The organism is Shewanella sp. Sh95 (genome assembly GCF_001308045.1).
Classification (GTDB): Bacteria; Pseudomonadota; Gammaproteobacteria; order Enterobacterales; family Shewanellaceae; genus Shewanella; species Shewanella xiamenensis.
The window spans coordinates 18,616-37,220 of sequence record NZ_LGYY01000117.1 but is presented as its reverse complement, the minus strand read 5'-3'; the positions used below and the strand labels follow the sequence as shown (position 1 = coordinate 37,220).

Below are 18,605 nucleotides of genomic sequence, written 5' to 3'. Positions count from 1 at the left end.
GATATTGGCTTCGCGCATCTTGTTGTCCAAGTGTAGTTTTTAGCGAAACCATTTGATCATGCAACAAGATGCGCTTCCACCCTAATTTGATGATTTATTTGTAAATCATCAGGGGATTCTTCAGGGCTATGCTCGCGTTTTTACATGTGATTAACCGTGAACCCAATTAGGCTGATATTGATATAAGACTTTTAAAACAGTGCTTTTTAAATAATCAATTATGTTTAAATGAGCAATTGTGTAACTTCAGGTTCGCATTCGGTATCAATTAAATACACGCATTCTTGGCTAACAATATAATAACTGTATAACTGAGTGTAAATGTGTTTGCCTAGTTCACCATAACAATCAAGCCGGGTATTTTTTACCGACTTCCATATCGGCCATGGCAACCTAAAATATTCACTGTTTTTTGTGCTGATGTTTAGGTCTTCATCTAACGGAAAGGTAATATTACGATTACCAACATGACTCAAATAAGTCTGATAGCTTGATTCATCAACTACCTGTAATCCCGCAATGGTATCGAAATGGATTGTCATGGTCACAGAGTCTTGCTGCCAACTAAGTGTTAATGAAAGATTATCTAGTTGGCAATGTACTAATGGATAGGGCTGTAGCGGAGTCTTAAGTGGAAACCAAGGCTGATACATGGATTTTTCCTCATTTTTTGAATAGAAAGCAGCGGAATAGAAAGCAGTCTAAGCATAAAGGTCATATTAAGTGGCATTGCAGTTTTATGGCCGCGAGATACGGTAAATTATGTTGATGTGATTTAGTGATTAATATGCAGCATAACTTATTCAATTAAAAAATACCTTAAGAGATTATCTAATAATTTTTGAAACTAATATCAATAAAGCGTGACTTATCAAACTAAGAACTCAGGTTATGCTTGTTCACAATTCTATTTCTATAGTGAGTGAATACGATGATACAAGGATTTTCTACTGCTTATTTGTTTCAATTGTCTCTTATAACCAGTGCTATGTTATTAAGTCCGGCAAGCATGAGTGCGCAAGATAAGCCCATTAAAACGACTTCATTAGATAGTGCTACAATGTTTAGCTTGCAGAGTAATTTAACACCTAATGCCTCTATTCCGGCCGATTATTATTGGAATCAATTTGGTTGTTCGGGCGCCAATCTGGCTCCAAAGTTAACCTGGGAACACGCCCCAAAAGGTACTCAAAGTTTTGCTGTCACTTTTTATGATAAAGATGCCCCCACTGGTAGTGGTTTCTGGCATCGAGTGGTTTACAACATTCCTTCACAAATCAATCAATTGGAAGGTGGGGTAAATGGAGGAACATTACCCGCTGAGGCAATTGAGGCCAATACGGATTTAGGTAAGCCAGGATTTTTTGGCCCTTGCCCACCTAAGGGACGTGAACACCGATATGTATGGACAGTGCATGCCTTGGATGTTGCGAAGTTACCGATTGACGCCAATGCTAGTCCAGCCTTAGTGGGTTTTTATCTATGGCAACATCGCTTAGCTGAAGCGAACTTGACTGTATTAGCGGGTTCAAAATAGGAGCATGCTTATGAAATTTAATTCTTATCAACCCCTTATTGCTTCGCTCGTCATGTTAACAAGCCAAGCATTTATCTCACCTAACCTGATGGCTCAGCAAGCGGCAATACCACAGGTACAACCTGAGGTTTATGCCACACTTGATGGTGCTGTTGGCGGCATTAGTTTTACCTCAACTGATAGGCTTATCTTTAGTTATCACCCTTTTTATCAACCTAAAGTCAAGGTAGGTGAATTGTTGGCAGATGGCAAAGTAAACCCATTTCCTAATTCAGATTGGCAACAATGTCATGATCCTCAAGGAAAACCGAAAGATCCTAATACTTGTTTAAATTGGGTTTTAGGTTTGCGAACCGACGATCGGGACCGAGTATGGTTGCTCGATTCTGGCCAAGCTGAACCCCGAATTGAGCCTAAGTTGGTGGCATGGGATACCCGTAAAAATCAATTAGACCGGATTATTCCGTTGCCATTCCCTGTGTCTATTCCTGAATCGCAGCACAATGACTTTGTTATTTCAAACCGTCATCAAGCGATTGTGATTGCTGATGAAGGTATTGCAACGGGTCCTGTTGGTGATAAGGCTGCCTTAGTTGTCGTGGATTTAACCACGGGTAAGAGTCGGCGTGTATTACAGGGGGATACTAGCGTGATGCCTGATCTGAAGCGACCGCTGATTATTGATAGTACCAGTGCCAATCCAAAGCGTATTGACGTGTTTGTTGGCGCCGATGGTATTGCCTTAGACAGTGCCCAACATTGGCTTTATTTTGCGCCGATGAATAAGGACAAAGTCTATCGTGTCGCGATGACAGATCTACTTAACCCGGATCTCAGCCCGAAGGCGCTGTCCGCCAAGGTTGAAGAATACGCGGATAAGCCAAATAACGGCGGGTTAAGCATTGATTCAGCAGATAATCTTTATCTAACCGATGTGGGTGAGCGCGCTATCGGCATTATCCCTGCCACGGGTCGCCAATATCAAACCTATGTGCATGACGAGCGCATGGTGTGGCCTGATGGTGTGAGCTTTGGCAAAGAGGGCTACCTGTATACCGGCGCTGCCCAACTGCCGCTGTCCGCTGCATTAAACAATGGCAAAGCAGAAAATCGTCCACCTTATTATATCTTCCGCTTTAAGCCATTAGCTGCCGGCGTTCCGGGTAACTAACTGTTAAAACCAGGAGTAAATCACATGAATATTGTTGGATTAGACCACTTTACGATCCGTACCCCGATATTGGCTGAAACGGTTCAGTTTTATCAAGTCATCCTTGGGTTAACGCAAGGTTGGCGGCCACGGTTTGGTTTTCCTGGTCATTGGCTTTATGCGCAAGAGAAACCTATTTTGCATTTAGTGGAAGTTGGCAGTCGAGCGTTAGATGCTTATTTGGGCGAGAGCAGTGCACTGTTTGGTTCGGGTCGGGTTGATCACCTTTCTTTTCGGGGGACGAATTTGGCCCAAATGCAGCAGCATCTATGCCGACAACAATGCCCATTTAGGGAGCGAATTGTCCCAGAGATTGGAGAGCATCAATTATTTATTGAAGATCCCAATGGCATTACGGTGGAAATGATTTTTCCCTATGCAAGAGATAACGCCATCGTGGGTGTCGCGATGGAAAGACTGGCAATTTTGCCTGAGGGATCAGCCTAAATGTCGCAAGTCGATCTCGCACGATAGCACAATTGATAACCGTGGGGTGTTGCCCATCTAGCTTGTTTTCCCTTGGAGCGATAGCAATGAACTTAATCGATGATCTTCAACAAAAACAATTATGTAATGACCAACATGCCCATCATCACACAATGCCAATTCGTTTAGGTGTAACGGATTTAAGCTTTCATCGGGTAACGGCGGCAGTTGTTGCCCAAGTAATGCGACGGATGGGCAAACAAGTTGAGCTAAGTTATGCCCTGCATGAGGCCAATTTTAATCGGCTCAAGCTTGGGCAGATAGATTTGCTTTGCTCGGCTTGGTTACCTCACAGTCATGGCGTGTATCGGCAGGAGGTTGAGACTCAAGCCGCAACGCGTGAATTAGGGCTACATTATGAGCCTTACGCACTTTGGGGTGTACCAGATTATGTGCCTGAAGATGCAGTTTCACGCATCGAAGACTTGCTTAAACCTGAGGTAAAACAACGGATGCGGCCGATTATTCAAGGTATTGGTGAAGGTGCAGGTATCACCCGTTTTTCTAAAAATATCATGGCGCAATATGGATTAGCTGCGGCAGGTTATCAGTTTAGAACGGGTACTCAGGCCGATTGTGTGGCGGCATTTGAATCGGCAGTGTCAGTACGGGACTGGGTCATTGTGCCATTGTGGCATCCGCAATTTTTACACCATCAATATGGTATTCGTGATCTTCAGGACTCAAAAGGGTTACTCGGGGGAAAAGATAAAGCGGTTTTGCTCGCCCGTGAACGCGAGTTAGCGATTAATTTCTCGCCTACACAAATTCAAGTGCTTGATAGCATAGTGTTATCGAATCAAATTGTTGCAGAACTCGATTATGCTGTTAATCGACAAGGAATGACGGAAGATGAGGCCGCTGCGAACTGGCTGGAAGCCAATCCTTCGCATTTGATGACGTGGTTAGCTCCGCTGCTTAATCCTTCGAATGTCACATCTCAGGAGGTGACATTATGATGAACACTCCCGAATCACGGTTAGTGGCTGCTGGGCTTGAATTACCTGAAGTTGCAGCGGCGCTTGGAAATTACGAACCTTATTCAATTGTTGGTAGCCAATTAATGACTTCGGGTCAGTTTCCCTATTTACAGGGGAAGCTTAAGTATCAAGGACAATTGGGCGCAGATCATACTGTTGCTGAAGGTTACGCGGCCTGTCGTCTTGCTACCCTAAATGCCATCGCGCAATTGAAACAGGCTTGTGGTGAGCTGTCGCGAATAAAACAAATTTACCGCTTAGAAGGGGTGCTAAATGTTCATCAATCTTGCTTTGAACATCCTAAAGCACTCGATGGCGCTTCGGATTTATTGCTCGAGATTTTCGGCGATGCTGGGCGCCACAGCCGAATGATTTGGACTAACCCCGTCATGCCGTTAAACAGTTTATGTTTGGTCTATTTATTTGCCGAGTTACATGAGGATTCTCAACTCGCGCAGCAGACGGCATAAACCTAACCTATGTTTGCGGTTAAAAAGCTTAGCGATAAAAATGCCGCTCGCAGTAAAGCGAGCGGCATCATTCAATCTATCTCGCTCACTGTTGTTACAGTACGCCGCGGCGCATTTGATCGCGTTCAATTGATTGGAACAGGGCAGTAAAGTTACCTTCACCAAAACCTAAGTTGTTCTTACGTTGAATGATTTCGATAAAGATTGGGCCGAACAGGTTCTTAGTGAAGATCTGCAATAAATAGCCTGATTCGTCACCGTCCACCAGAATTTGGTGATGCTTGATACGTTCACGGTTTTCGGTCACTTGCGGGACTTTATCGAAAATGGTGTCATAATATTCGGGAATAATATCCAAGCATTGAATCGAGCTACCTTCCATTGCATCCAGAGATTTAACGATATCGCGGCTTCTAAAGGCTAAGTGTTGTACGCCTGGGCCATTGTATTCCTTCAGGTATTCATCGATTTGGTTCTTATCGTTGCCTTTACCTTCGTTAATCGGAATACAGAAACTGCCATCGGGTGAACGCAGGGCGTAGGACACCAGTGCGGTTTGTACGCCGCTGATGTCGAAGTAACGTACTTCAGTAAACCCAAAGATGTTTTTGTAGAAGTTCGCCCAATGCTCCATGGTGCCTTTATAGACGTTATTGGTTAAGTGATCGACTTCGATAAAGCCTTTCTCTTGGGTGATGACTTGCTCGCTTAAGTCTTCAAAGTCAGTGGCATAGATATTGTTGTCGGCACCAAAGGTGTCGATAAAATAAATTAAGCTATCGCCAATACCATAAATCGCCGGATAGGGCAGATCTTTAGCCGAATCATCGGCCGCTTTGGCGCCGCGCTCCACCGCTACGCGGTGAGCAAAGCTGGCATCTTCCACACGCCAGCCCATAGAGCAAATAGCAGGACCGTGGGATTTGGCAAATTTTGCCGAAAACCCTTCGCGCTCCTTATTGAGCAGGAAGTTAATATCATTTTGTTTATAGTACAAAATATCTTTATTCTTGGCTTTTTTCAGCAATGAAAAACCAAAATCGATAAACACTTTGTGCATAAAATCGCTGTCGGGGCTGGCGAATTCGGTAAATTCGATACCTAATAAGCCCAGTGGATTGAGTTCGCTTGCCATGATCTGTTCCTCTTGATTAATTCAACACGCAGTCACTCTTTTTGCCTTGTTTGCGGTGGTGACTTACGGCTAGTTGCTTAGTTAATAAACCCTTCACTAGTTCTGCCGAGCAGATTTAGTTTTCTAGCCAGGAGCGGTTGTAGTCTTTACTCATGCAATTTTGCACATGTTCGGTTAGTTTCAGTGGGGCGAAGGTGTCCACCATCACTGCATATTCATAGGTTTCTTTTTTGCCAATCGAGGCTTCGGTGCGGCCGGGCTGCGGGCCGTGCGCTACGCCTTTTTGGTGTAGGGTAATGTAGCCAGCTTCAATCCCGGTGCGGCTCATAAAGTCGCCATCGACGTAGTACAGTACTTCGTCACTATCGATGTTGTTGTGGTAGTAAGGCGCGGGAATGGCGCGCTCATGGAAGTCATAGGGGCGCGGCACAAAGTTACACACCACAAAGTTGTGGGCGGTAAACACTAAGTGATCTGAAGGCGGTAAGTGAATTTTGCCGACTTTAGGCGCGTATTCGGTGATGTTAAATGCCCAGGGGTAAACACAACCGTCCCAACCTACAAGGTCAAAGGGATGCCACTCTAAGGTGGTCAGTTGGTACTTATCACCAAATTTACAGACTAGCGGGAAGGCGCCACGCTCAACCACAGCAGCTTGTAATACGGGTGTACGCAGATCGCGTTCACAATAGGGGGCAGACTCGAGTAACTGACCGTATTCATTACGAAAATGCTTAGGCACTTCCACCATTGAAAAGGCTTCAATCACGAATAAACGTACATTGCTGTAATCGTTAAATTTGAGCTGATGCGTAGTGCCGCGTGGGATCACTAAGTAGTCCCATTTTTTAATCTCTAGGGTGCCGTATTCACTGTAGAGCGTGCCTTCACCTTCGTGCACAAACACCACTTCATCGGCGTAGGCATTGCGGTAAAACTCAGCGGTGTCTTGGGTGACTTTCGCGGTGTAAAGTGCCACATCATTGTTATAGAAGATTTTATTGCGGGCGCTAAAAAAGTTGCCTTCGCGATCGGCCGTGCGAGAGTCCAATTTATAGTTTTGAACTAAAGAATCTTCCCATTGGGCACCGTGACCGAGGTGGTAGGGCGCGACTTCCAATGCCTTCGTCGGCATATTGTGGTGATATTTATTCGAGTAAATATTGGAAAAACCATGGGTTGAAAACAGCTCCTCACGGTATAGCTCGCCGTTTTCCTTCTCAAATGCGATATGGCGCTTATGGGGTACTTGGCCTTGTTTCACATAAAATGGCATGGTGGATCCTTGAGTTTTATGCGCTGTGAGCTGTGCCTACAGTGCTTATTGTTATGTTGCAAGTTGCATTACTGTGATCTTCTTATCAATTTAGTTGCTTAGATGAACAAAAAAAAGAATAATAAATCTGTCATCTCAATCTAAAAAATAGATGGTATTAACTACTTTACGCTTCGTAGCGATTGCGTGACATTTTTATTCGGCCAAGGAGTCCCCATGCGCATCGATATTGATGCTTTTAATGTGCTGCAAGTGCTGGTGGAAGAGGGCAGTTTTGCTAAGGCTGCCGAGCGTTTGCATAAGGCGCAATCGGCGGTGAGCTATCAGGTTAAAAAGCTAGAGGAACATTTAGGTGTGCAGCTTTTTAGCCGTGACCAATACCGAGCAGAGTTGACGAGTGAAGGGCGGGTGATCTTGGCTGAAGGTCAAAGACTGCTGCAACACCTTGCCAATATTGAACATCTAGCCAGTCGTTTTAGTGAAGGTTGGGAGCCTAAGCTTGAGTTAGTGATCGATGGCGCCTTGCCGATGGAGCCGATTATGACGGCGCTGAAACGAATGGCTGAGCATCAAATCCCGACAAAAATTCAGCTTAATATGGAGTTTTTGGGCGGTGTGCAGCATAGATTCGAACGTGATAATGCGGATCTGATGTTGGTTAAAGACTACCGCACCGGCCCCTATTATCACCCACAGCCGCTGCCAGCGATTACTAGCGTACTGGTGACTAGCGCGTCACATCCGTTGGCACAATTAAACAAAATCAGTTTATCCGAGTTACAGCAGCACGTTGAGTTGACTATCGAAGATTCCTCTCCCAATAAAACCTATCGAGATGAGCTGCAATTCGGCGGCGATAAAGTGTTTTATCTTTCTGGTTTTATTATGAAAAAGAATGCGTTATTAAAAGGACTCGGCTTTGGCTGGCTGCCAGACTTTTTAGTGCAAGAGGAACTTTTGAGCGGTGAGTTGGTGGAGGTCGACTTTGTCGGTGGCAGTCGTTATACCTTTATCCCCCAATTAGTGTCGACCCTTGAGCGGCCCCTAGGGCGTGCGGGTAAGCTATTTACGGAGTTGATTTTAGAGGAATTTGCTAAAGCAGAGCAGTTTAATGGCGTTGGATTAGGATAAACCTCATATTACGAAATGATTTGAAACAACGAGAACAATAAAAATAATCGCCTTTTGACATTTTATGTCATAAAGTAACTCACAGAAGTGGGCGATGTGGATGTAGTACGCCCAGTCAATAAGGACCGACAGAATAAAGGGGAATCGTATGTCTAGACGTTGTCATGAAGTGGATTATGAAATCATCGGCCACAGTATGCAGTTGGTTGAGGTAGAACTTGATCCCAACGAAACCGTAATAGCCGAAGCGGGGGCAATGAATTATCTGGAGCAGGACATTAGCTTCGAGGCTAAGATGGGCGATGGCTCCGAGCCAGAGTCAGGCTTTTTTGGCAAATTAATGGGTGCGGGTAAGCGGGCGTTGAGTGGGGAGAGCATCTTTATGACGCACTTTACGAACCTCGGACATCAAAAACGCAAAGTCGCCTTTGCCGCGCCTTATCCTGGTACGATTTTGGCGATAGATCTCGCCCAATATGGTGGCGAGCTGGTTTGTCAGAAAGACAGTTGTCTTGCCGCCGCACTCGGAACTCGCGTTAGCATGAAGTTTAACCGCCGCTTAGGTACAGGCTTTTTTGGTGGTGAAGGGTTTATTTTGCAGAGTTTACAAGGCGATGGCATGGCGTTTATCCATGCGGGTGGCACGCTGATTAAAAAGGAACTAAAAGGTGAGACCTTAAGGGTCGATACCGGTTGTCTCGTCGGTTTTACCCCAGGCATTGACTATGATATTGAGCGTGCAGGCTCATTAAAATCGATGTTTTTTGGTGGCGAGGGGTTATTTTTAGCGACCTTAAAGGGCCATGGCACGGTATGGTTGCAGAGCCTGCCGTTCTCGCGGATGGCCGATCGTATTATTGCTCACGCCCCTTCTGCTGGCGGTAGCGACCGCGGTGAAGGTTCAGTCCTCGGCGGTCTTGGTCGTATGATTGATGGCCGTTAAGATATCGGTCAAATCGACATAAACTGCACACTCGAGTAATCGCGCTTTCTATTGGTCAGGCATCCCAAACTAGCTTATGGGATGCCTTTTTATTGTCGTTTTTGGTTTACTAAAGCGGGTTTTATTTGTGTTTAAGACCTTGCTGAATGCGCTTTTCAACCTGTCTCGATATCAAATACATCATTAAATAACCTGTGCCTAAGGCCAAAATCACCGCCACAACATTTTCTGTATACAATCGATAAGCGTAGAAAGTACCAATCAGTACGACGATACCACTAAGGCGTATGAGTAGGCTTTGGGTAAAATAGCCATGGGCTTTGAGATTGGCTAACTGATAGCCATTAAGCATCATAAAGATAAAGAACATGGAGAAATGCATTAATACCGGAGCGGCTTTAAGGTATTGCTCAGGAAATAACCAAGCCACCAATGGCTTACTTGCGAATAACATCATCACGAAAAATATTCCGCTGACCCACAACGAAACTTTTGTCAGCCATGATTTGATTTGCTGAACCTCTTCAAAGCGTTTTTCTCGCACGCACACTGCGACTTCGGGTAGTACAAAACGGTAAATGGGGAAGACAAAAAGCAGGGTGAGGTATGTGATCATCGGCCGCACTACCACTTGGAAATCACCCAATTCGTCTATGCTGAAATAAGCAATAGTCAGTAGTACTGTAATGTAAATCATCAAGATACTGGCACCCGCTTCCATCGAGGCGGTCAGACTTTTCTTCATAAAACTGCGCAACCCCGGATCAAAATGCACCGCAGTTAAGGGCGGAGTGGCGATATCCTTGCGCCGTTTGAAGTACATATAGAAGGCAACGATGAGTGATGACAGTGTCATACTGTAAAAGAGTGATGCAATAGCAGTTTGTTGTAACCCATAAAAACAGAATAAAAAGCTGGTGACTTGCGCGAGTGGCTCTAACCAAGTGACTCGATTGGAGATAGCATATAGCCTGTACATGGCAATTTGATTGGTAAAATAGACCTTGAGCCCCATACTCAAAATAATCCCAACCAATTGAAAATATTCTACATTAAGCTGGAGTTTGTGTTTGATATAAGGCAACACAACGCCCCATGCAAGCAGTACCATTGCAATTAAGCTGTAGCGGAATATATTAGTGATATCCACATCTTGCTTGGTTTGAGAGTAGGTTACTACCATAGAAGAGCGAAACCCTGTCATCAGGATCAGTGATAACGAAATGATATCGATAACAGTGTGATAGAGTGCAAGATCAGCTTTGACTACCCATTGTGCTAACCAAAGTTTAAATAGAAAACCCACGACAATACTGGCCAGCGATGCCCAAAAACCTGCAACAATCGCTTGCTTAACCCGTTGAAGTGAAGTTTGTTCCATATTCAAAATCCAGCGTTAGTTTGCGATCATTATGTGGATGGAATGCATGCAATTCGCTTATGCTTCAAGCGCATCACCCGATTAGATTGGCGACACAATGGCTTTTTTGATGCTTGTTATATTGAGTTGAAGCTGTGTTGTACGCGAAGGTTTTAAGATGCTTAGCATCGATACGGCTTCAGTTATTGCGAGCCTCGGCAGCCGTTTCATCTTATATTTATGCGCCGCTTCATAGTTGCAGAGTCTAACATCCTACCGATTTACAACCAAACAGCAGAGCGTAAAGATATGATAAATATCAGCATGTTGCTTAGATGTAACACTTGTTATTAATGTGCCGATAACGATGTAGTCATCGGAATCAACTTAAGGTGAGATAAAAGCATTGGCTAAAATGTTGGCACTCTCAAAAATAGTTGAGCGTGCCAACGAATGATCTGCACTAATCAGTAATGATATTGACGATATCGAGGATCTTGCGACTCTTTTCATCCAATTTAATAATTGCACCCTCGACTTGGATACTGATCCTTCCCTCTCTATCTAAGGGCACAACAATACGTCCGCGGTCATAAATATCGTAATCTAAGATATCACCACGGTGCAGTTTTTTCTGCCATCCTGGAGGGAGAGGCTGACCCTTATCTACTTTCTTCTGTAGGCCGGGAGGTAAGCCAGTATCTCTCTTGTCATGTTCAGGTTTCGCCAAAGTGACCGACGGGGCTAGCAGACTGAGCACGACCCCACCCATTAGTGTTGCAGTTAATTTATTCATACTTATTACCTTGGGTATTGCATTGTTAGGGTCAATCTAGCTTAGCTTAAATGAACATTGACTGAATATGCGCCATTAATGCTTGAGCATCAGTACGGCTTGCCATTGCTCTGCGGTAACAGGTTGAATACTCAGCCTTGAACCTTTAGACACTAAGTACATATCAGCTAACTGCGGCAAGCTTTTAATTAAGCTGAGAGGAATGATTTCTTTGAATTGTTCCACAAAGCGAATATCGACCCTTAGCCATCTTGGGTTGCTAGGATCTGACTTAGGATCAAAATACTTTGATTCTGGATCAAAGGCCGTACTATCCGGGTAGGCGCTCGTGACGACTTCGGCAATGCCGACAATACCGGGTACTTTGCAGCTTGAATGATAGAAGAAGACCTGATCGCCTATTTGCATGGCATCGCGCATAAAGTTACGTGCTTGGTAGTTACGGATCCCAAACCAAGCTTCGGTTTGATTAGGCCTTGCTTTAAGATCTTCGATACTAAATTCGTCGGGTTCCGATTTCATAAGCCAGTAATTCATTTTGTGTCCTTTTACTGAAATAACAGTCTTATCGCGTTAATTCCTTGAGTTTATCTTAGTTTTTACTGACCACCCAGTTAACTGTATTGATGGCTGCGTGTTTTGAACCGTTAAGTCAGTGTTCAGTTAACACCGCTTACCCTGTCATCACTATAGAGTCTGGTAAGACTGATGCTGCAATTGCTGCAATTGCAGCAATGCAATATCACAACTCAATACAAGCAAAGTTGACGAGTTTAGGTTAAACCCAAGCGAGTTTTTCAATCCCTGACTTATAACAAAAGTAATGTTGAAATCAGTGAGGTGTGCTATGGAAGCTTCAACAATGATGACAGACTGTGGTTTATACACTAAATATCTTAAGGATTTCACCGCAGGTGATGCGAGTTTACACCGTGATCGCATGTTGGAATTTATTAGCGATTTAACCGCTCAGGGCTGGTTACTTGCTAATTTTACTTGGGATTATTGGTATAATAACAGTTACTTGGTGGATAAGCCTGCTTATATCCGTGATGCCAGTGTGGCCCAATGCCGCCTATTATTGACCGCAATGACACGTTTAGAGGTTTTTAGCCCAGGGGTGTTAGAGAATATGCGCCGCCAAGGAGTACTACTGGCGATTATGGAGCGTCTGCAGTGTCTAGAGGCATCAACATCCAATAACCAGGATGTATTTATGAGCCGTTAATCGGGCTTTAGGGAAAGGGGATGACCTTACTCTTTAGTCTAATACTGGATTTTTTTACTTGTGACATGTTCCGTGGATTGGTTAGTTTGGACCACGCTAACCATAATAAAAAGCACGGAGGCCTTAATGTCTGCTTCAAAGACTCAAGCAATAAATCAATCCACTAGTCCACTAAAATATAGTGAGTTTCGGGGAGCTAACGCCCCAAAACTTGTTGAAAAAACCATAGGACAATACCTTAACGATATCGCTAACAGCTATCCCGAACAGTTAGCCGTTGTCGTTAACCATCAAAATATTCGCTGGAATTACCGTCAATATCTTGCACAAATCGACGCGCTTGCAACAGGTTTACTCAAATTAGGCATAGGTCCAGGGGACCGCGTCGGTATTTGGTCACCCAATAATATTGAGTGGTGTTTAACCCAATTTGCTACTGCCAAAATTGGCGCCATCATGGTGTGTATTAACCCCGCTTACCGCCCTGAAGAATTACAATATGCCTTGACTAATGTGGGTTGTCGCGCGGTGATCTGCGCTGATAAATTCAAGTCCAGTAACTACTTGCAGATGCTCTACGAGCTTGCACCTGAACTTAAGCAGTGCGCTGCGGGTCAATTGCAGGCTAAGGCATTACCAGAGTTGCAATTTGTGATCCGCATGGGAGCTGAAAAGTCTCCCGGCATGTTGAACTTCGATGACTTATTAGTCGAGGTGAGCGAAGATGATAAAGCAATGCTTGCGCGTATTGCCAATGAACTCAGCCCCTATGATGCGATTAATATCCAATTTACCTCTGGTACAACGGGTAGCCCAAAGGGGGCGACCTTATCGCACCATAACATCTTGAATAACGGTTATTTAGTGGCCGAGGCAATGAGGTTTACCTGTGATGATAAGCTCTGTATCCCCGTACCTTTATACCATTGTTTTGGTATGGTGCTAGGTAATCTCGTTTGCTTGGCTAAGGGCGCAGCAGCCATATTTCCGGGGGATTCTTTCGATCCTCTCACTACCTTAGAAGTGATTGAGCGTGAGCGCTGCACCGCACTGCACGGTGTTCCCACCATGTTTATTGCCGAGTTAGAACATCCTGAATTTAAACGTTTTGATCTCAGTTCGTTGCGTACGGGCGTGATGGCGGGGGCGACTTGTCCTGAAGAAGTTATGCGCCGTGTACAACAGCTAATGTATATGCAGGAAGTGTTAATTGGGTATGGCCAAACCGAGTGCAGTCCGTTAAATCACATTACCGAAATCGATTCTCCTGTGGAGAAGCGTGTTCTCACCGTCGGCCGTGCGTTGCCCCATACCGAAGTGAAAATTGTCGATGAATTTGGCGAAGTGCTGCCGATTAATCAGCCCGGTGAAGTCTGTAGCCGAGGGTATTGCATCATGCAGTGCTACTGGAATGATCCTGAAAAAACCGCGGCTACGATTGACCGCGAAGGTTGGTTACATTCTGGCGATATTGGTCAAATGGATGAACAGGGTTATGTGCAAATCGTTGGCCGTATTAAAGATATGATTATTCGCGGTGGTGAGAATATCTATCCCCGTGAAATTGAAGAAAAACTCTATACCCATAAAGATGTGCAGGATGCCGCGGTGTTTGGCGTCCACAGTGATAAATATGGTGAGGAAGTCTGTGCGTGGATTAAAGTCCGCTCAGGGGCGTCGATTACTGAGGAGGATATTCGCCATTTCCTTACCGAAAAGTTTGCCTATTTTAAAGTGCCACGTTATATCAAATTTGTGGACCAATACCCGATGACCGTTACGGGTAAAATCCAAAAATTTAAAATGCGTGAGCTGATGTATCAAGAGCTGTACGAAGATATTAATGCCTAAAAGGCATAAACTTTCAAACCGACCCAAGCCTGAACGCTTGGGTTTATTTTTATATGGCCATCTGTGCTTAAGGAAAACATTGTCACATGGCAATAAGGTTTTCCTTCAGTCTTCCCCCTTGTCGTAAAGATGTCGTTTTTGGCGGCGATAGTTCTGCCTACTCCGAGCATTGCTGTCTTAGCTTGGTTCTACAAGGCTAAACAGATAACAAATATTCGCTGTACCTATAGGTATGGCTGATTATACTGAATAGAGTTAAACCGATGAGCTATTTGTTTTTTTAGCGATTAATAGATGAGTCTTTGATGGAGGCATTATGATCCGCTGGTGCCCACTGATGTTTAGTTGCCTATTAACCGTGGCAAATACGACATTTGCTGACACGCTGAAGCTAACGTCATTACTTTGGCCGCCGTATTCCGGCTATCAACTCCAGCACCAAGGCGCGAGTGTTGCGGTGGCTAAGGCGGCGTTTGAGCAAATGGAACAACAACTTATCGTGGATTTTTACCCTTGGAGCCGCGCGATTAAATTAGCCGTTATGCCGGGCTCAGACTACATTGGCTATTTTCCAGAATATTATTTTGAAACCGATAAGTTTATTTTTTCTAAACCGATTGGTATTGGCCCATTAGGTATTGTTGAGCAAAAATCCCGTCCCATTAGTTGGCATCATTTAGCCGATTTGAATCGTTATACTTTAGGTATTGTGCAAGATTATGTGAATACCGACTCGCTGGATGTAATGATTGCTTCAGGGAGTCAACCTGTTGAAGCGGCAACATCCGATGAGCAAAATATCAAAAAGGTGGCGGCTGGTCGTATTGACGGCGCTGTGATTGATATTAATGTGCTGAATTATCTACTTAAACAACCCCACCTTCAGCCGCTCGCAGATAAGTTACAGGTGAATCGGCAACTGATTGCCAATAAACAACTTTATGTCGCGTTTCGTAATACAGAAGAGGGACGGCGTTGGCGGGATATTTTTGATCAAGGTTTAGCGAAGCTCGATATTGATAGCATTATGGGCGATTTGTTATTTCAGCAAGAAGCCTTAAGTCAGTAATGCTATTTTGCACATAACCAAAGATGTGAGATGACAAGTTTTGTCATCATTTTGTCTAACACTGCGAGTAATCAGTTGTGGGCGGTATTTCGTTATCACTGCTCAGCATGTTTGTGTGTGCCAGTGAGAATCTTGTCGGGTGATCGCGATGGGTTAGTCAAGATCCAAACCAGCAGGGCATTGGTACAATATTTTAAGGTCGACTTAGTTGTGTTGGCCTATTGTGGTCATAACATCACCATAGATGCGCCAGCTAAACTGGCGCATTATCTCTTTGAAATCATCTGCTCACCGGAGCTGGATGCGGGTGAGCAGTTTGCTGATAGCGCTGATTTACTCAATGAATAAAGGGATTATTACGAAGCAGAATTAGTGCAATCGCTGCCGAACTATGCATCAGCACTACCCACAGATGCTGAGTGATATGCCTTACGCCTTGGCGATCATGGTTATTACGCTTTCGCTACTGTGGTTATTACGCTTTCGCTACTATGGTTTGCCCAATCGGCGTTAGGCTTAACAGCGCCAGCTTAAGATGTTGGATCCCGAAAGGGATACCGATAATCGTCACAAAGCAGGCAAGAGCATGGGCCAAATGACCAATAGCCAACCAAATCCCAAACAGTAAGAACCAAATGATATTGCCCACCATGCCAAAGGCGCCTGTTCCTAAATCTTCACGGCCAGTTAAATGACGGCGATTCATTTGTTCTTGTCCAAAGGGCCAGAAGGTCAATTCACCAATCACAAAGCAGGCGCGGCCGAAAGGAATACCGATAATACTGATAAAACACAAAATCCCCGCAAGCCACCAGGCTAGGCCCATCACAAATCCACCAAGGACAAACCAAGCAATATTGAAAATTAACCGTAGTAATGACATTGAAAACTCCTTATCGAATCCAAAATCTGTGCGACAGAAACAACATCCACACTCGAAATTATTAATTGATGCTTAAATGTCATAAGCGAGAATTATGCCAAAAGTTTTTCATTAATAATCAATGGTATATTATAGTTTATACCTCTACGGATTGTGAGTTAAGCTAATATTTCGTGTATTTCCTTAATTCTTAGGAAGAATTTAGCCAAGCCCGCGTTACACTAAACACCTTATCTCCCCTTGAGTAAATAAATGCTAGCTAATAGTCCCGTCGAATCATTTTCTTTTGCAGGCAGAGAGATCTTTCTTAAAAGAGATGATCTATTACATCCTGCTTTTAGTGGTAATAAGGCGCGTAAGTTTGCCTATTTTCTAGATCATGATTTTGCTGGTGTGACTAAGGTGATTGGTCATGGCTCCGCGCAGGCTAATTCACTGTATTCGCTGTCGGCGCTCGCCAAACTCAAAGGCTGGCAGTGTGATTTTTATGTGGACCATATTGCTAGCCACGTACTGACTTTACCGACAGGGAACTATGCCGCAGCTATCGCCAATGGTACACAGGTTATTGATTTATCAAGCCTGATAGCAGTTAATCCTTTTCTTCAACCTGAGTCTAAGTGGACTTGTAATGACTACATTGAGCATCAAGTTTTGGCTGCTGAGCCTAACGCTTTGTTTATTCCGGAAGGCGGGCGCTGCCAGTATGCGGAGTATGGTGTCAGTCTGTTAGCCGTTGAAATTGAAACGTGGGCAATGCAACAGGGACTGACTGAACTGAAAGTGTTTTTACCTGCGGGAACGGGAACCACGGCATTATTTTTAAACCAATATTTTGTGCGTAAGCAAAGTCACATTCGAGTGCTTACCTGCGCGGTTGTCGGTGGCGATGAGTATTTAGCGCAGCAGTTTTATGAGTTAAATCCTAACGCAGCTGAGCATCCACAGATTTTGAATGTGGGGAAGAAATACCACTTTGGTAAACTCTATCCTGAGTTTTATGCCATGTGGCAGCGGATTTGCGCCTCAGGTATTCAATTTGAATTACTCTACGATCCCTTAGGTTTTATGGTGTTAGAAAAATATTTACCGCAGTGGAGCGCAAGCCCTGTGATGTATATCCATCAAGGTGGTTTGCTTGGAAATGAAACCATGTTGCCACGTTATCAGCGTAAATTTGGTAAAAGTCGTAAGACCCTATAGAGCAGATGATTTACTTAGTGACGCTAAGACATAATATGTTTGAAGCGACGTAATGTCTAAGTTAATCTTACGACGTCAAACGATGGAAAATACTCATGACTGAAGCGGAATATCTCGCCAATTACGATCCTAAGGCTTTTAAGGCTCAGCTACTGACGGTTGATGCCGTATTATTTACCTATCATGATCAGCAACTTAAAGTACTTTTAGTACAACGCTCAAATCATCCCTTTTTAGGTTTTTGGGGATTACCCGGAGGATTTATCGATGAACATTCCGATAAATCCCTAGAGGAAGCGGCGTTACGCAAATTGCAGGAAAAAACGGCGGTAGTGCCACCTTATATTGAGCAGCTTTGCACTGTCGGTAATAGTCACCGCGATGTGAGAGGCTGGTCGGTGACCGTGTGTTATACCGCGTTGATGAGTTACCAAGCTTGCCAAATTCAGATTGATTCGGTGAGTGATGCTAAGTGGTGGCCATTAGAGGATGTGTTACAGATGACCTTAGCGTTTGATCATTTGCAGTTAATCAAGCAAGCTCGCGAACGTTTAACCCAGAAAGCCTTGTATTCTTTAGTGCCAGGATTTGCGCTGGCTGAACCTTTTACCTTGCCAGAGCTGCAACATGTGCATGAAGTCTTACTGGGTAAGCCTATCCAAGGGAAATCCTTCCGTCGGCGAGTGGAACAGGCCGATTTATTGATTGATACGGGCTTAAAACGTACTGAACGTGGCCGTCCAGCCAATTTATACCGTTTGAAGTCGGATACGGCATCTTATCGATTCTTAAGAAATTTAGAATGTTAGTCAAAGTGTTTGCCGCTTAAAGTGGTTACCCATAGCAATAATAGTGACAGATTATGCGGTACATACAGTTAGCTTGAGTTATCAGGGTTTATGTAGCCGTCGATGTTGTCGTAATACGTCCATTCTTTACTATCGATACCCATTTCCCCATTATCATAGCTAAGTTGCACATAGTGTCTTAAGGACATTATATGCAATTTAGGTATATTCCTTAGCATTATCCGATAAAAAATAGTCT

At 44.2% G+C, this 18,605-nt stretch carries 20 protein-coding genes; 13 read left to right on the top strand and 7 right to left on the bottom strand.

The window, feature by feature from the left end:
• Positions 1-224: 224 nt before the first annotated feature.
• Positions 225-653, bottom strand: a complete 429-nt coding sequence (locus AEA42_RS08970; RefSeq protein ID WP_055647556.1) for a hypothetical protein — start codon at positions 651-653, stop codon at positions 225-227.
• A 356-nt stretch (positions 654-1,009) separates the two neighbouring features.
• Here AEA42_RS08970 and AEA42_RS08965 point away from each other — a divergent pair, with 356 nt between their 5' ends.
• The 5 genes from AEA42_RS08965 (at position 1,010) to AEA42_RS08945 (ending at position 4,683) form a co-directional block, all read left to right on the top strand.
• Complete coding sequence (locus AEA42_RS08965; protein ID WP_055647559.1) at positions 1,010-1,537, top strand: YbhB/YbcL family Raf kinase inhibitor-like protein; 528 nt, start codon at positions 1,010-1,012, stop codon at positions 1,535-1,537.
• 10 nt (positions 1,538-1,547) lie between these two features.
• Entirely contained in the window at positions 1,548-2,708 is a 1,161-nt protein-coding gene (locus AEA42_RS08960; protein ID WP_055647555.1) for an L-dopachrome tautomerase-related protein, read from the top strand.
• A 24-nt stretch (positions 2,709-2,732) separates the two neighbouring features.
• Positions 2,733-3,194: a VOC family protein gene (locus AEA42_RS08955; RefSeq protein ID WP_037417625.1), complete on the top strand. Its 462-nt coding sequence runs from the start codon at positions 2,733-2,735 to the stop codon at positions 3,192-3,194.
• 86 nt (positions 3,195-3,280) lie between these two features.
• Positions 3,281-4,192 carry a glycine betaine ABC transporter substrate-binding protein gene (locus AEA42_RS08950; protein WP_082389627.1) on the top strand — a complete coding sequence of 304 codons (912 nt, stop codon included), beginning with the start codon at positions 3,281-3,283 and terminating at the stop codon, positions 4,190-4,192.
• The gene (locus AEA42_RS08945) at positions 4,189-4,683 is read left to right on the top strand and encodes an Atu1372/SO_1960 family protein (RefSeq protein ID WP_037417633.1); all 495 of its coding nucleotides are present in this window, start codon (positions 4,189-4,191) and stop codon (positions 4,681-4,683) included. The genes AEA42_RS08950 and AEA42_RS08945 overlap by 4 nt, the downstream gene beginning before the upstream one ends.
• A 94-nt stretch (positions 4,684-4,777) precedes the next feature.
• Here the strand turns inward: AEA42_RS08945 and hppD are convergent, their stop codons facing one another.
• Complete coding sequence (gene hppD / locus AEA42_RS08940; RefSeq protein ID WP_055647554.1) at positions 4,778-5,818, bottom strand: 4-hydroxyphenylpyruvate dioxygenase; 1,041 nt, start codon at positions 5,816-5,818, stop codon at positions 4,778-4,780.
• Positions 5,819-5,933: 115 nt separating this feature from the next.
• The gene (locus AEA42_RS08935; protein ID WP_037417639.1) at positions 5,934-7,094 is read right to left on the bottom strand and encodes a homogentisate 1,2-dioxygenase; all 1,161 of its coding nucleotides are present in this window, start codon (positions 7,092-7,094) and stop codon (positions 5,934-5,936) included.
• A gap of 216 nt (positions 7,095-7,310) precedes the next feature.
• Between AEA42_RS08935 and AEA42_RS08930 the strand changes: the two genes are divergently transcribed.
• Together AEA42_RS08930 and AEA42_RS08925 are read left to right on the top strand one after the other, a co-directional pair.
• A complete protein-coding gene (locus AEA42_RS08930) occupies positions 7,311-8,225 on the top strand; it encodes a LysR family transcriptional regulator (protein ID WP_037417642.1) in 915 nt (304 codons plus the stop codon).
• Positions 8,226-8,373: 148 nt separating this feature from the next.
• Positions 8,374-9,168: a TIGR00266 family protein gene (locus AEA42_RS08925; RefSeq protein WP_055647553.1), complete on the top strand. Its 795-nt coding sequence runs from the start codon at positions 8,374-8,376 to the stop codon at positions 9,166-9,168.
• Positions 9,169-9,289: 121 nt separating this feature from the next.
• Here the strand turns inward: AEA42_RS08925 and AEA42_RS08920 are convergent, their stop codons facing one another.
• The 3 genes from AEA42_RS08920 to AEA42_RS08910 all read right to left on the bottom strand — a co-directional run bounded on the left by AEA42_RS08920 (position 9,290) and on the right by AEA42_RS08910 (position 11,861).
• Complete coding sequence (locus AEA42_RS08920) at positions 9,290-10,549, bottom strand: hypothetical protein (RefSeq protein ID WP_055647552.1); 1,260 nt, start codon at positions 10,547-10,549, stop codon at positions 9,290-9,292.
• A 442-nt stretch (positions 10,550-10,991) separates the two neighbouring features.
• Positions 10,992-11,324: a hypothetical protein gene (locus AEA42_RS08915; RefSeq protein ID WP_037425338.1), complete on the bottom strand. Its 333-nt coding sequence runs from the start codon at positions 11,322-11,324 to the stop codon at positions 10,992-10,994.
• A 75-nt stretch (positions 11,325-11,399) separates the two neighbouring features.
• On the bottom strand, positions 11,400-11,861 hold the full coding sequence (locus AEA42_RS08910; protein WP_055647551.1) for an EVE domain-containing protein: 462 nt from the start codon (positions 11,859-11,861) through the stop codon (positions 11,400-11,402).
• 310 nt (positions 11,862-12,171) lie between these two features.
• Between AEA42_RS08910 and AEA42_RS08905 the strand changes: the two genes are divergently transcribed.
• From AEA42_RS08905 to AEA42_RS08890, 4 genes are all read left to right on the top strand, one after another.
• Positions 12,172-12,552, top strand: a complete 381-nt coding sequence (locus tag AEA42_RS08905; RefSeq protein WP_055647550.1) for a DUF6508 domain-containing protein — start codon at positions 12,172-12,174, stop codon at positions 12,550-12,552.
• A gap of 126 nt (positions 12,553-12,678) precedes the next feature.
• Positions 12,679-14,403, top strand: coding sequence for an AMP-binding protein (locus tag AEA42_RS08900; protein WP_055647549.1), 1,725 nt, complete (start codon positions 12,679-12,681; stop codon positions 14,401-14,403).
• Between the two features lie 316 nt (positions 14,404-14,719).
• Positions 14,720-15,472 carry a transporter substrate-binding domain-containing protein gene (locus tag AEA42_RS08895; protein ID WP_047536756.1) on the top strand — a complete coding sequence of 251 codons (753 nt, stop codon included), beginning with the start codon at positions 14,720-14,722 and terminating at the stop codon, positions 15,470-15,472.
• Between the two features lie 30 nt (positions 15,473-15,502).
• Entirely contained in the window at positions 15,503-15,820 is a 318-nt protein-coding gene (locus AEA42_RS08890; protein ID WP_231640372.1) for an alpha/beta hydrolase, read from the top strand.
• Between the two features lie 127 nt (positions 15,821-15,947).
• Here the strand turns inward: AEA42_RS08890 and AEA42_RS08885 are convergent, their stop codons facing one another.
• On the bottom strand, positions 15,948-16,355 hold the full coding sequence (locus AEA42_RS08885) for a YccF domain-containing protein (protein ID WP_011072069.1): 408 nt from the start codon (positions 16,353-16,355) through the stop codon (positions 15,948-15,950).
• A gap of 252 nt (positions 16,356-16,607) precedes the next feature.
• On the opposite strand from AEA42_RS08885, the gene AEA42_RS08880 reads away from it, so the two are divergent.
• Together AEA42_RS08880 and AEA42_RS08875 are read left to right on the top strand one after the other, a co-directional pair.
• The gene (locus AEA42_RS08880) at positions 16,608-17,558 is read left to right on the top strand and encodes a pyridoxal-phosphate dependent enzyme (RefSeq protein ID WP_055647548.1); all 951 of its coding nucleotides are present in this window, start codon (positions 16,608-16,610) and stop codon (positions 17,556-17,558) included.
• 95 nt (positions 17,559-17,653) lie between these two features.
• Positions 17,654-18,367, top strand: coding sequence for an NUDIX domain-containing protein (locus tag AEA42_RS08875; RefSeq protein ID WP_055647547.1), 714 nt, complete (start codon positions 17,654-17,656; stop codon positions 18,365-18,367).
• Positions 18,368-18,605: the final 238 nt, after the last annotated feature.